The following is a 14,206-nucleotide window of genomic DNA, read 5'->3' on the forward strand; positions in this document are numbered from 1 at the left end:
CGATAGTTATCTTCGGAAGTAATAGAAACTAAAGCGATGATCAACCTTCGTCTGAAACACAGCCAGAAACTGTGAACTCGGTCACATATTACAAACGCGAATAAAAATGGAACTTTTTTCATATAGGTGAAATATCACCATCATGGTAACTTTCCCGCGCTTCAGCGGATGGATGATTCGCTTGGTTATTGAATAGAACCTGAAGGACCTGGCATGTGTAATTCAACACCAACTCAGCCTAAAGCGGCTATACTCAAGAAATGTCGTTCCGTTTTAGCATTCCTGAGTACATGCCTATTCTTTTTCTGGAGCAGCAATAACTTTGCTCAGTCAATAGACGCTGCGAAGTACTCAAGTTTTTCGGTAAACGCTAACGTTGTTCATTCAACGCTAAACACGTCAGAGCTCGCATTAACCTATCTGGTTCCTAAAGATTCCATCGTTCTGATTTCATCGAGCGTCATTACGCCTATTACGTATATGCCTGACTTACCGGCATATATCCTTACCGAAGATGGTAGAATTTTCGAATCATCCATTGCCATCAACGAAAATAACTTCAGTGAGTTAGCTGCCAATAGCGCCTTGCTCAATGACATTAGCTCTCTGGTAAGAAACGAAAATATCGGCGTTGCTGCCAGCAGACTTCAAAGCTATTCCGCTGATACCAACGTATCTCTCTACTCTGCTGACTTTAACAATGATGGATTCTCAGATCTGGTCTGGCGCAACGGAAGTGATATCAAGATCATCTCCAATCGCAACAACTCCTTATCTCTTTACGCTGATTTGCAAATTTCTAACAATGCTACCATTACCAGCATTGCAGACGTTACCGGAGACGGCGTAACGGATATTGTTCTGCGCACGGGCAACAGAGAATACACCTACCGCAATCTGGGAGCGGGTCAATTTTCCTATAGCTCCACCGACGCCAGCTTGAACACCTCATTAGTAGGAACGACTGCTGGCAATTTTAGAGTCAACGAGCAAGGTGCCGCGACCTATTCTGTACCACTGTACACACCAACCGGACCAGGTGGCGTCTCGCCGCAATTAAGCCTGAACTATAACAGCCAAGCAGGCAGTGGTATTGCAGGCCAAGGATGGTCCCTCGGCGGATTATCAGGCATTACTCGTTGTCGTAAGACCGAATCACAAGATGGAACGAGTGAAGCACTGAGCTACAACAGCAACGATCGCCTCTGTTTGGATGGCCAACGGCTCATACTAACCTCAGGAAATTACGGCGCTAGCGGATCCAAATACCGAGCTGAAATCGACAACGGCACAGAAGTGTCCGTTGTGGGGAATATCAGTACCTCAGCAGGATACCTTGTCGTCACTCGAAAAGATGGCTCTAGATCTGAATACGGCAACTCGTCTCAGTCTGAATTGTTGGTTGGAAATGTTCCCTACAATTGGTTGCTCTCCAAATTTTCTGACAGCGCCGGAAATGCGATTACATTCACCTACATCAATGGTGGCAATGGTCAACGCATTCAGACAATTAGCTACGGCTCTTCTAGAGTAGAATTTGGCTATGAAGCTCGACCAGATGTCTCCTCTGGCTACCTAAACGCGACCCTCAATAAATTAACTCAACGTTTGTCCAGCATTCGAGTTAAAGAAGCATCAAAAATTCTGCGCAGCTATCACCTACGCTATAAAGATATTGTTGATGATATCGCCAACAGTCGAAACCCAACCACCGCCAATAGAAGTTATCTCGAAGCCTTATACGAGTGCGATGCAGATTCTAAATGTTTAAGTCCAACACGGTTTGAATGGCAGGTTACTGCTAACTCGCATATTGACAATGGCCGTGACTTTAGTGAGGTATTGAAAGATCAGCGTGACCGAGTAGCGATTTGGAAACCTATTGATGCTAATGGAGATGGTCTACAAGATATCGTTTGGATAGTCGGTGACTACGACAATGATGGCCATGTTCACACTAATCAAATTTACGTGATCTATGCGAAAAGCCAGGGACAAGGTTTTGCGAAGCCCACTAATATTTTTGAAAAAGACCTCCCAAAGTCAGATAACGAAAAGCCCATGCCTATTGAAGTTATTGATTTCAATGGTGATGGAAAGCAAGACCTGGCCGTTTGGGATTACACTAGCTGGAAAGTACTGCTTTCTAGACCCACATCGAATGGCTGGGCTTTAAGCTCACAAAAGAACGCAATTGATACCGGGATAGAAGTAAAGGATGCCGTTTTTGCAGACATTAATTCTGATGGCATGGTTGATATTCTATATTCTGACAAATCCAGCCTTAAAGTTAGAAAGCTACAAAAAGGAAGCTCAAGCAACCTAGCATCAGCTGATCGGTTCTATCGTTTCTCAGCTGTAGAAAGCTATAGTTTAACGGGATTCAACAATAGCTCATATCCTGATCATCACGATATTGAATCAATTGCAATAGCATCAAGCGTTCCTCCAGCGGATATTGATGGAGATGGACTTGTCGATTTCGCGCTGAACTTAACCGTTTCTCATCGACTTGATAACTATCCGAAGCTAAACACACGACAATTTGTCAAGTTAATTCAAAATTCTAACAAACTATCTGTAATTGATCTTGGAATAGTCAATAAAAACTCCAGCTATTTTTCAATTACGCCTGTAGATATCAATAATGATGGATACACCGATTGGGCATATTCCGCCACCAGTGGAGACTATAAGCGTTGGTCTTACAGCTTAAATAATGCTGATGGCTCGCTTAAAAAGACATATGTTTCAAAAGGCTTCCTCGCCACCATCCATAAAAATTATAAGCCGCAATTCGCAGACTGGAATCGCGACGGTTATCTTGACCTCTATTGGCACGATGACGCGAATAAAGCTATCAAAGTCCGCACATGGAACCCGACAAACGATCAGTATAGCTCGGCGTTAACCATCCGAAAGACTGCAGGAAGCGTCGATACAAGCTATATTTTGACAGACATTAATGGCGACTCATCGCTCGATCTTTTAGTTGCCGACGGTGAAAATCTAGATGGCTACTACGGTACGGCAAACAACGACAGCAACGGCATTTTGCGTATTACCAACGGTCTAGGTAGCGCGACGGATATACAATACAAGCGACTTGCGGATACCGGTAATCACTATAAACCATTACTCGAACGTGTTGGCGGGAACGCCAGCAGCTTTTATACCGCATTAAACTCCGACTGGAATGTTGACTTAAAGTCCAATTTCGACAGCTACGGAGTCAGCCCGCAATACATCAGTAAAACGTCGCCGGTGCTGGAACTCGCCGCACCTATTCAAGTCGTCACTCGTGTTTCCGGTGATGCGCCTACGGCTAGCAATGCGCGAGCAAAAAGCCATATTAGCTACAGCTATAGCGAGGCCAAAATTCAAGCGAGCGGTCGCGGTCTTTTAGGATTCCGCACAGTATCCTCGACCGACGAACAAAGTGGAATCGTCACCACAACCCGCTACCGTCAGGATTTCCCATTTATCGGTCGACCGCTAATCACAACAGTGAAAAAAGGCTCGACAACCCTTAAAGAGAGCTTCAACCAAGATCGTTTTTATAAAGCCTCCGTAGGTAACGATGGCACCAGCTACTACCAATTGTGGACGGCTAACAGCTTTGAAAAAACCTTCGACCTAACCGGTCGTTTTACGAGCGCCCAAAAAGTTACCACAGCCCAACCGGATAGCTGGGGCAATCTGACGTCCATCAACACCTTTAACTATACAGCAGCCAACTTTAGCAATGCCCTCACCTCAACCTTAGTGACAAACGCCTATGGCAGCGATGAGGATGACAAGCGCTATGGTCGACTTTCTAATACCCGTGTAGAACACGGACGACAAGGTACCGGCAGCATCGTTAAAACCTCAAGCTTCACCTACTATTCTGGCGGTGCTGCGAACAACTTACTAAAAACCGAAACCGTGAATGCTTCCGGCGCGGGCACTCAAGCAGTGACCACGACCTACACCTACGACAGCTATGGCAACAAGATCTCCGCGATCAGCAATACAGCAGGCATGGCAAACCGCAAAACCAATTGGACTTACGCCAGTGGCCGCTACCTGACCTCTACCACCAATAGCTTAAATCACGTCGCTGAGCGAATCACAGAACGTAATGCCTTTGGATTGCCCACCCTTGTGGAAGGTCTTAACGGCTTTTGGACTCGATTTGAATACGACTCCTTAGGACGTCAAACCTATCAAGAAGACGCCACCGGCGCCTGGACTAAAACCCTATATTCCAAACAAGGTCTTATTTCTTGGGCGAAATATCGGGTCGCCACCTCTCAATCCGGCGGCGGACAAACCACAGAATATTACGATCAACTGGGCCGAGTCATCCAAACCTCGACCACGGGATTCGATGGCAGAGCCATCCACCAGAAGACCCAATACGACAAATCCGGACGAGTCTATCGTCAATCCATTCCCTATCGTGATGGCGAAGCTCTAGCGTGGACTACCAATGGCTACGACGCGCTCGGTCGTTTAACCAGTCAACAGGTCGATGGTATCGGAACCTCCACCATTGCTTATCAGGGGTTAAAAACCGTCTACACCAACCCCAAAGGCCAGGTAAAGTCAGAAATTCACGACGCCAGCGGTCAGCTCAGCCAGGTTATCGATCATTCTCAAAATAAAATCCGCTATTTCTACACGGCCACAGATCAATTGCGCCAAACCCAAGTTATAAGTCACGAAGGTGCAACCATTAATACCTATCTGGAATACGATGGGCTGGGCCGCAAGATCAAAATGCGAGACCCGGATAAAGGCACTTGGTTCTACACCTACAATGGTTTTGGTGAGCTTAACGAACAGTATAAAGTCACGCATCAGGTGCAGTACGGCAGTAACCTCGCAACTCTGAAGTCTACACCGGCGCGCTACCAGCGTACCGTTATGACCTATGACACGCTGGGTCGTATGGTGACTCGCAAAGACTATCTGCAAAATAATGTCTTAGAAGGCAACACCACTTGGACCTACGACACTGCAACCAACGGCATCGGTAAACTCGCCCGTGAAGTCGGTGGCGGCCTGACCCGCAACTACTACTATGGCGCCTACGGCAGTGGTAGCCGCACCGACACGGTCGAAGTGTTTGACGCCCAGGGCGACCTAGATACGACCTTCAGTACCGTCTTTGACAGTATTGGCCGAGTCGCTCGCCAGTTCGACGGTTTGGACCTGCTCAGTGGCACCATCAACCAATACAATGGCAATGGCTACCTGCAAAAGGTACAAGACAGTCGCAGCAAAGCAACACTGTATACGGTTGCCGCTCAAAACAGCCGGGGCCAGGTGACCGAGTCTTATTTGCAGGACGGCACGCTGCAGAAATACAACTATGAGACTGTCACCGGGCGGCTCAAAGCCATTACGGCCAGCAGCCAGGCGACCACCACCAATGACCTGCTAAATCTCAGTTATCAATGGGATACCGTCGGCAACCTGACCACACGGTCTGATCATCTCAAGCAGCAGCACCAAAGTTTCTGCTACGACAATCTCAATCGATTGATCAAAACCCATCAGAACACCACAGGTAATTGCAGCCTGACGTCGGCGCAACAAGATGTCCAATACGATGGTTTTGGGAACATTACCGCCAAAGCCGGCGTTGGCACCTACAAATACAGCACCAATTTGAATGTGCGGCCCCATGCGGTCAGTAATGCGGGTGGCACCACCTATACCTACGACAACAATGGTAATTTGATCATCGACAGCTCGGGTCGGAAAATTACCTACAGCAGTTTTGATAAGCCGATCCAAATCACCAAAGGCAACATCAAAATCCAGTTTTTCTATGGTCCGGATCGCCAGCGCTGGAAGCGTGTCGATACCAATACCACCAGCGGCAAGGTCACCACCACCCTCTATCTGGGCGGTGTGGAAAAAGTCGTTGAGAGCAACCAAACTCGCTACAAACGCACGCTGCCAGGCAATGCTCTGTGGATCTATAATGGCAGCTTCCAACTGCAGGAAAAACGGACTCTACTCAAAGACCACTTGGGTTCAGTCGTGGGTGATTACCTGGTCGGCAGTAGTCAACCAGAACGCTACGCGTTTGATCCCTGGGGCGCCAGAATCAACGCCGCCAACCTGACGGATTTGGTCGACGGCAGTCAGCTGACACCCTTCTTAAATCTGTTTAGCCGCCCGACGACGCGTGGATTTACCGGCCATGAGATGCTGGATAGCGTCGGCATTATTCATATGAACGGGCGGATTTATGATCCGAGGCTTGGGCGGTTTTTGCAGGCTGACACAATCATTCAGTTCCCTGACTATACCCAAGGTTATAACCGTTACAGTTATGTACTGAATAATCCGTTAAACATGACAGATCCGTCGGGGCATATTCTACCTATAGTTGTAGGTGCTATAGCTGCGGCGATTACCACAGATATCGTGGTTGTTGCAATTGCAGTAGGTGTCGCATCTTTCGCTCAGACGTTAGCTCAAGGCGGGAGTTTTGGTGATGCCTTTATATCGGGGATATCAGCAGCCGCTCTAACATATATGGGAGGCTCATTGCTTCCAGGGGCATCGACCTTTGGGGATTACGCAACTGCTGTGGTTTCAATGGGAACGGTGGGAGGCATAACCTCTACCCTTCAAGGCGGAAAGTTTGGTCACGGGTTTGTTAGTGCAGGTATTGGTGGGCTCGCTGGCGGTGCGCTTGGTGGTAGCATTGGTGACGCTGTTGGCAGTGAGCTGGTGGGGAATGTAATAGGCCGGGCTATTGTGGGTGGGACTTTAACAAAAGCAACCGGTGGACAATTCGCAAATGGGGCAAGGTATGCAGCTTTCGCAGCGGTCGCTAATTGGGCTGCCAGTCGCCCGGTCCGTACGGGAGGAGCATTAACCAATCCCAAAGTTTCCATTGAGACGGATGTCAAGTTGCGTGATGATGCCATCAACAATATGAATGTGGATGAAACCCTTCCTGAGATCGAAGCTAGGGCTATGAGCCAAGAGCCAATCTATATGGAAGCAATAAAGGTGGTGGCCCAAGCCTCGACCTTTACCCCAGATTATTCAATTGATGTTTCTGGATATTATCGAGCCATTGCTCGGGGGCAGGCTAGAAACCGGGCAATTGCTAATTATTCTCGTGGAGTTGCAGACTTACGTTCTTGGCAAAATTTCTCAAATACAGCCAACATTGCCGGTAGCGCACCTGCGACTCTACTTTGTGCTGGAGGAATAGCAATTTGTTACAATATGGCCGTTGGTGGAGCCACCGCTACACTTACGGATTTAGCATTAGGTAATAACCCAAGTGTTGGTTCGGCACTCGAAGGAGCTTTATTAGGAGGGCTTACTGGGCCAGTAACCAGCCGTCTGATTTCGGCGTCTGGTGGTTCTTGGCAGGCTACCGCTGCTTGGCAATCAAATGAATATTTTTTGAGTAGTGGTGCAGGGTTTGCGATACCTAACCCTTGAGGATTTGTTTAAATGAGTAATGTATTCATTTCTTTGCTTATGTTTTTTTTGGTATCGCATTATGTAGACAAAAGATGGGATATTAAAGACAAGGGCGCTATATTTAAACTCTCCGTAGGTTTCTCCAAAGGTGTTTTTTTATGCGCGATCATACTGTTAGTAAATGCGATCACTGGAGAGTTAAAGTTTGAGCGCATTGCTCAATTTTACTGGGTTGGTGCTGCTGTATGTGTAGGTTTAGCACTTTTCGAACTTTTAGGTAAAGAGAATTACATCGACTGAAAATAAGTGGAATAAGTGGTGTCAGATAGAATTAAAGGCGCACAAAGCGCCTTTTTTGCGCAAATGTGCCAGCGAGCCGTTCAGTGGATTCTAGTACATCCGTTCACATGCGGTCAGCACAATGTGCACATCCGTCCAACGCACGCAAATGCGTATACTGCCGGACTTGAACGGGCCCGCTGTCAGAATTTTCTTCCTTGGACTATTTTAGCGTATATATAAGACACCCACATATTTGACACTCCCCCACCATGACCAAAGCCCGTTCCGAACAAATTGACCTTGATGCAACGCCGTTCTACCACTGTTATTTGAAAATCTATTCAAGCGCCTGATAATGAGATCCTATTCTCCGTATCACACAAAAAAGGATAGACTGATGCTTATCCGCGGAATATAGGACACCCAAATATTTGACTTCTCTCCTCAAATCCGATAAATTCCCAAAGCATGACCAAAGCCCGATCTCAACAAATTGATCTTGATGCCACGCCGTTTTATCACTGTTATGTGCGATGTGTGCGTCGTGCGTATCTCTGTGGGGATGATGCACTGACCGGTGAAAACTACGATCACCGTAAGCAGTGGATTGTCTCGCGCTTACGATTCCTGTCGTATGTCTACGCCATCGACTTGTGCGCTTATGCGGTGATGAGCAACCACTATCATGTGGTTTTGCATGTGGATCAGAATCGGGCAGCCGACTGGAGTGATCACGAGGTGGTCGAGCGTTGGATTCAGCTCTATAAGGGCCATCCGCTGGTGGATCGCTGGTTACGGTCGCCTGAGTCTTTTAGCCGAGGTGAACTCGACACTGTTTGTGAAATCATTGATGGCTGGCGTGAACGCTTATCGTCTATCGAGTGGTTTATGCGTGGCGTTAACGAAACCATTGCCCGCATGGCCAATGAGGAAGACCACTGTCGTGGCCGCTTTTGGGAGGGTCGCTATAAAAGCCAGGCATTGCTTGATGAATCCGCGTTACTGAGTTGCATGGCCTACGTGGATCTCAATCCAGTACGTGCCGGTATGGCTGACTCATTAGAGTCGAGTGATTACACCTCGATTCAGCAGCGGATTTACGAGTATGTTCGCGAGCACAAAAATGCTACTCGCCAGCATTCGGGTGTGAAGCAAGCAGTGAAACGCCAGCAGGCTGTTCGCAAAGAGATCGGCTTGGCGGATCTTTCTCAAGCCACCCTAAAACCCTTTGATGGCAGTGCCCATACACCACTTGAAACAGCCTTACCCTTTACCTTTGCCGACTATATGGACTTGGTGGATGCCACAGGCCGAGCGATTCGCGATGATAAAATGGGTTTTATCTCGAACAAGATCCCCCGTCTAGTTCAGCAGCTCAATATCGATCCAGATCGCTGGTTAGATCACATTCAACACTTTGGTCGCTCTTATTCAGACGGAGTAGGAACCATTGAATCACTGAAAGAATTTGCCACCAAACGTGGGCAATGCTGGCTTAAGGGCATGAGTCAATCGCGACGCTGTCGGTTGCGTAAAACGGGATAGCAAATATCCACTCTTTAATCGATACTCCTAACACACAATGTCGGAAAGCTTTGCCTCACCGATGGCTTGTTTATTGAAGAATTCGCCGGAATATTTTGGTCAGGCGAACATTTAACTCGCCCGCTACAATTATTCTGGGAATTCTTGGTCATTTCCCCAGGATTTATTAACCCTCCTTAACGCCCCATACAGGAACCCCGCACTCCCGCTGATCGTCTGACCTAGTCAGACAATATCTACAGCGAGAAAAGCGATGATGAGAAAATCAGTCTTGGCGTTAGTCGCCCTAGCCTCCGCTAGCGGAATGGCTTGCGCAGCGAAGCCCGGTGGCAAGCCACCCTCTTTCAGCAATCTAGACAGCGACGGCGACGGCGTTATCACCAGTGCAGAAGCCAGTGATGACCCGATGCTTGCCGATATGTTCGACCGCCTCGACAGCGACGGTGACGGAGCAATTTCCGAAGACGAGTTTAATGCGGCTCACCGTGGTCCTCCTGGTGGCGGACGTGGCGGTCCACCGTCTTTCGACAGCCTCGACACAGATGGCGACGGGGTGATTACCCAAGACGAAGCCAGCAACGACCCAATGCTGTCGGAAATGTTTAGCAAGATGGACAGCAATGGTGATGGCGTTCTGACTGAAGACGAACTGCAGGCACCACCACCCCGCTAAGCACACAGCAGAAATGGTCCCACCAGACACCCACCTGCGTGGGACCGCAATAAGCGTTTATCCCTCAATAATCGCATGCAACCGATTTTCCTTTTCAACACGCTTCAGCTCTCTTACAGGCTACCCGGCCATACCAGAAACGACCCTCGTCCGCTATACCAATTGTCCTATGGTTAGGACATTTGGTCATTATAATGAATCGCTCATAATTCTATTTTTAAAAAATGCCCTCACCGGGGTTTGTGTTTTACGATTGACAACATCGGACGTGAATATGAACGCATCTACAAGAACGTCACTGGCGATCACCGTCGCCTGCCTATTGAGCATTATTCCAGCCTCGAATCTGCTGGCTGCCGAGCCAGCAACAAGCACACAAGAGCAAACGACTACCCGTACACTGCCCATGGCGGATGCTCGCGCGAAATACGCTACTGAAGTGGATAAGTTCGTCGATATCGATGGCGTCAATGTTCATTATCGCGATGAAGGCAAAGGCCCAGCCATTCTCTTGATGCACGGCACCCTAGGCGACCTCTTTGACTGGAACACCTGGGCGGAGGAATTATCGGATGAATTTCGAGTCGTCCGCTTCGATCTACCTGGCTTTGGATTGACCGGCGATATGCCCAACGGCAACTATTCCGTGGACCGCAACCACCTCCTCATCGACGGACTGATGGATCACCTGGGCATTGAAAAATTTGGCGTGGTGGGCATTTCCTACGGCGGAATGGTAATGTTTCGATATGCCGCAACCCGCACGGATCGAGTCACCTCCATGGTGTTGATCAACTCAGCCGGTATTCAAAAAGGCAAGCCCGCACAAAAGAAAGACACACTGAAGGACGGCAAAGACAATAAACCAGCCAAGAATATGTTTATTGAGCCGATCGTGACCAAAGCCGACGTTGAGGGGTTCTATGAAGCCTACATCAACGATCCCGCCGCTCGCACCGATGCGTTTATTCAACGCAAACTCGATTACATGAACATTCAGGGTCGACTGGAGGTTTCCAACCAAACCCTGGCATTTTACGAGCCGGGCAATCCAAAACGCGTTCTCAGCCATGTGAAAGCTCCCAGCTTGGTCATGTGGGGCACCGCCAACGCGGCGCTGGATACCGAAACCGCTCAGACGTTTTTGGATTACCTCACCAACGCCTGCAGCAAGAGCCTCGTCACCTTTGATAGCGGCGGGCATTACATCAATGTCGAGCGCCCACAGGAAACCGTGGATGCAGCCAAGCGCTTTTTTATGACGCTCAAGAACAATCCACCTGCCAGTTGTGAGAAGGTGTGTGCGTTAAAGGATTGACGGTAGAGAAGGCCTCTCGCAAACATTCGTGAGAGGTCTTGTTGCCCATAACGCTTTCGCTCAATGAAGGATTTTTGACAATTATCCTGATGCAGCGGGCAAGCGCCTTCTTCCTAGCTGGCTAGCGCATCTCAGCAATCCAGGATGGCCACAACCACCTTTCTAGCAGCTTGTTTTCCAACGCTTATTCAAACCCACTAAATACATATATAAATCAAAAACTTAAGAGACATAAGTCAAACCATAAAAGAATGCTATGTATCGGTCAGTATGCTAAAATAATATGCAACTCTGGGTTCAATTTAGCGAGTCAGACATGAGAACAGTATCCCTTGAGGCCAAAAAGGCTTATGCGAGAAAAAGCCGATTCAGCAACTACCAAGCAAGTCTCAAGCTAGAAGGTTTTACAGTCTCTAGCTCTCCGTCTAAAACGGCATCTTCTAAAGCTAAAGCGCTCGCAAAATACGCAAAAACAGCAAAAGCTTAAACTGAATGGTTGATAAGTATGGCGCTGCCGATGACCCTGCTTGCTACCCAGGAACATCCGTACTCAAAAACTTATTAAATATTGAAGATGAGGCTCTACTCGAAGAAGCTGAAAGAGAAATCAGCTCGGTCACCGCCTCTGAAATTGAATTTTCTCCCCCTCCATACGATCTGGCTTACCTGCAAGAAATACACCGCACGCTGTTTTCAGATATTTATAGCTGGGCAGGCGCTATAAGAAGTGTCGATATTAGTAAGGGTGAAACACGTTTTTGTTCAGTCAATAGAGTTGTGCCTGAAGCTGAAAAGATTTTTTCTCACCTAAACGCCCTAAATAATTTTACTGAATTGGACCGCGAAGACCTGATCAGCAATGTTGCCGAGCTATATGGCGACATGAATATGATCCACCCTTTTCGTGACGGCAATGGCCGAACTCAGCGCATTCTTTTTGAGCATATTGTGATTAATACCGGCCTTGAAATTTCCTGGAGCCAAGTCGACCTAGAGGAATGGGTTAATGCGAATGTCGCCTCTGTTCACTGCGATTACGAACTCCTTAAAGCGATTTTTAATCGATGCATAGGCGACGAAATTTAACAGCCTGACTGACAAATTATGTGTTGATTTCGTCTCACGACACCTCTTCGCTTCGCCACTTGATCGGTAACAACTTTCCTTGCGTCTTTGAACTATCCCAAAAAATCCGCCCACCACCTCATCATCTCACGGCGTTATTTTAGAGGGGAGGATGTGTGGGTAACGCCCGGAATTATCTTGGAGTTGTTCGAGCAGCTCAATGACGGTTTGGTTGGAAAACGGCACCAGATGTTCGGTTTTCACCTTCAGCAAGACTTAGGGCTTCAGCATCGCATCATCTTCGACGCATAGCTCGAGCATAAGCTCGACAGCGCGAGACAAAAGCATCTACGTGTAGCGCGCCAAGCCACAGCCATGTCGCGCACGCAATTCCGATGACAGCGCATAGTGCAGCCGCCGCGACAGCAGGAAGAGTGTCATTGTTGTTTGTGGATGCTACGTATAAAAACAAGATCGCAAATGCTGCGCAATACAGCGCGCATTTTTTTGACAGTTTGAATAAGTTGTTTTTCAAAATCGCAGCAAATTTAGCTGCCATATTCTCGCGTCCGCAGCAATATATACAGAAGCGCTAAAGTACTTATAACTAAACGTGCTACCTATTTGCTAGTTAATTTCGATGGTTAGTGAATCCTAACCGAAGAGATGGTGCCCAAGGCCGGACTTGAACCGGCACGGCCGTGAAGCCGGGAGATTTTAAGTCTCCTGTGTCTACCTATTCCACCACTCGGGCAATGCGTCTTACTGACTGGAACTGTATCAACCGTTCACGGGCCGGCATTACGAAGAAATTGGAGGCGCGGGTCGGAATCGAACCGGCGTACACGGAGTTGCAGTCCGCTGCATGACCACTCTGCCACCGCGCCTATAAAATCGATTTTTTGTACACTGAGTCGTGTACGCCGATTCGATCAACCGGCTCTCTTTATGTCGTCGCGGACGCTCGAGTTGCTGTCAACTGGACCACGCCTCTGCCACCGCGCCTATATAATCGTTTTTTTTGTACACTGAGTCGTGTACGCCGATTCGATCAACCGGCCCTCTTTATTTCGTCGCGGACGCTGGAGTTGCTATCGACTGGACCACTCTGCCACCGCGCCTTTAAACTGTCACAAACCACTTTCAAAACTTCATGCAACTTCATCTTACTGCAACGAAATTGGCACTCAAACAACGCCTGAAGGGTCAGAGCAATTCGCGAGGCATTTTACGTATTCTTTCTTTGGAGTCAAGGACTTGTCACAATTGCGTGTGATCATCTTCCATCAGCACCGGCCACGCGGCCATCAGATAAAGCACCATGGACCAAAGCGTCAGTATCGCCGCGATGTACAGGGTGATATATCCAATCACATTGAAAATGAAATACGCCTTGGGATCGAAGGCTAACAGCACAATGATGGCGATCATCTGCATCGTGGTTTTCACCTTACCGATGTAGGATACCGCCACGCTCGCCCGTTTACCCAGCTCCGCCATCCATTCCCGCAGCGCCGAGATGACGATCTCCCGCCCGATAATGGTCACTGCCGGTAAGGCGATCCAGATTGTGCCGTGCTCCTGCACCAACAGGACCAGGGCCACCGCAACCATGAGTTTATCGGCGACCGGGTCTAGAAAGGCTCCGAAAGGGGTTGCCTGATCGTATTTACGCGCCACATAGCCATCCAACCAGTCGGTGATGGCCGCAATACTGAAAATGGCGGAACTCAGTGGAAAACTCCACCAGACCGGCAGATAAAACACCAGCACCAGCAGCGGAATCATCAGAATCCGCGCCAGAGTCAGGCGGTTGGCAAGATTCATTTTACCCATAACTTCACTACGACTAGACGGTACACCAGGGTCAGCTGGCT

Annotated in this window: 8 protein-coding genes and 2 tRNA genes; 7 read left to right on the top strand and 3 right to left on the bottom strand. The window is 48.3% G+C overall.

What is annotated here, in order from left to right:
- The first annotated feature begins 213 nt into the window (after positions 1-213).
- The 7 genes from ACXAFR_RS02740 to ACXAFR_RS02770 all read left to right on the top strand — a co-directional run bounded on the left by ACXAFR_RS02740 (position 214) and on the right by ACXAFR_RS02770 (position 12,350).
- Positions 214-7,464, top strand: coding sequence for an FG-GAP-like repeat-containing protein (locus ACXAFR_RS02740; protein ID WP_475171687.1), 7,251 nt, complete (start codon positions 214-216; stop codon positions 7,462-7,464).
- A gap of 12 nt (positions 7,465-7,476) precedes the next feature.
- Entirely contained in the window at positions 7,477-7,746 is a 270-nt protein-coding gene (locus ACXAFR_RS02745; RefSeq protein WP_475171689.1) for a hypothetical protein, read from the top strand.
- A 450-nt stretch (positions 7,747-8,196) separates the two neighbouring features.
- Positions 8,197-9,273: a transposase gene (locus ACXAFR_RS02750; protein WP_475171690.1), complete on the top strand. Its 1,077-nt coding sequence runs from the start codon at positions 8,197-8,199 to the stop codon at positions 9,271-9,273.
- A gap of 253 nt (positions 9,274-9,526) precedes the next feature.
- A complete protein-coding gene (locus ACXAFR_RS02755) occupies positions 9,527-9,946 on the top strand; it encodes an EF-hand domain-containing protein (RefSeq protein ID WP_475171692.1) in 420 nt (139 codons plus the stop codon).
- A gap of 274 nt (positions 9,947-10,220) precedes the next feature.
- Positions 10,221-11,264, top strand: coding sequence for an alpha/beta fold hydrolase (locus tag ACXAFR_RS02760; protein WP_475171693.1), 1,044 nt, complete (start codon positions 10,221-10,223; stop codon positions 11,262-11,264).
- A gap of 316 nt (positions 11,265-11,580) precedes the next feature.
- A complete protein-coding gene (locus tag ACXAFR_RS02765) occupies positions 11,581-11,751 on the top strand; it encodes a YhfG family protein (RefSeq protein WP_475171694.1) in 171 nt (56 codons plus the stop codon).
- A 5-nt stretch (positions 11,752-11,756) separates the two neighbouring features.
- A complete protein-coding gene (locus ACXAFR_RS02770; protein ID WP_475171696.1) occupies positions 11,757-12,350 on the top strand; it encodes a Fic/DOC family protein in 594 nt (197 codons plus the stop codon).
- A 646-nt stretch (positions 12,351-12,996) separates the two neighbouring features.
- Here the strand turns inward: ACXAFR_RS02770 and ACXAFR_RS02775 are convergent.
- The 3 genes from ACXAFR_RS02775 to pgsA form a co-directional block, all read right to left on the bottom strand.
- Positions 12,997-13,083: transfer RNA gene (locus ACXAFR_RS02775), tRNA-Leu, on the bottom strand.
- A gap of 59 nt (positions 13,084-13,142) precedes the next feature.
- Positions 13,143-13,216, bottom strand: a tRNA-Cys gene (locus ACXAFR_RS02780).
- A 373-nt stretch (positions 13,217-13,589) separates the two neighbouring features.
- Positions 13,590-14,156, bottom strand: a complete 567-nt coding sequence (gene pgsA, locus ACXAFR_RS02785) for a CDP-diacylglycerol--glycerol-3-phosphate 3-phosphatidyltransferase (RefSeq protein ID WP_475171886.1) — start codon at positions 14,154-14,156, stop codon at positions 13,590-13,592.
- Positions 14,157-14,206: the final 50 nt, after the last annotated feature.

Source organism: Pseudomaricurvus sp. ABR4_320, assembly GCF_056159445.1.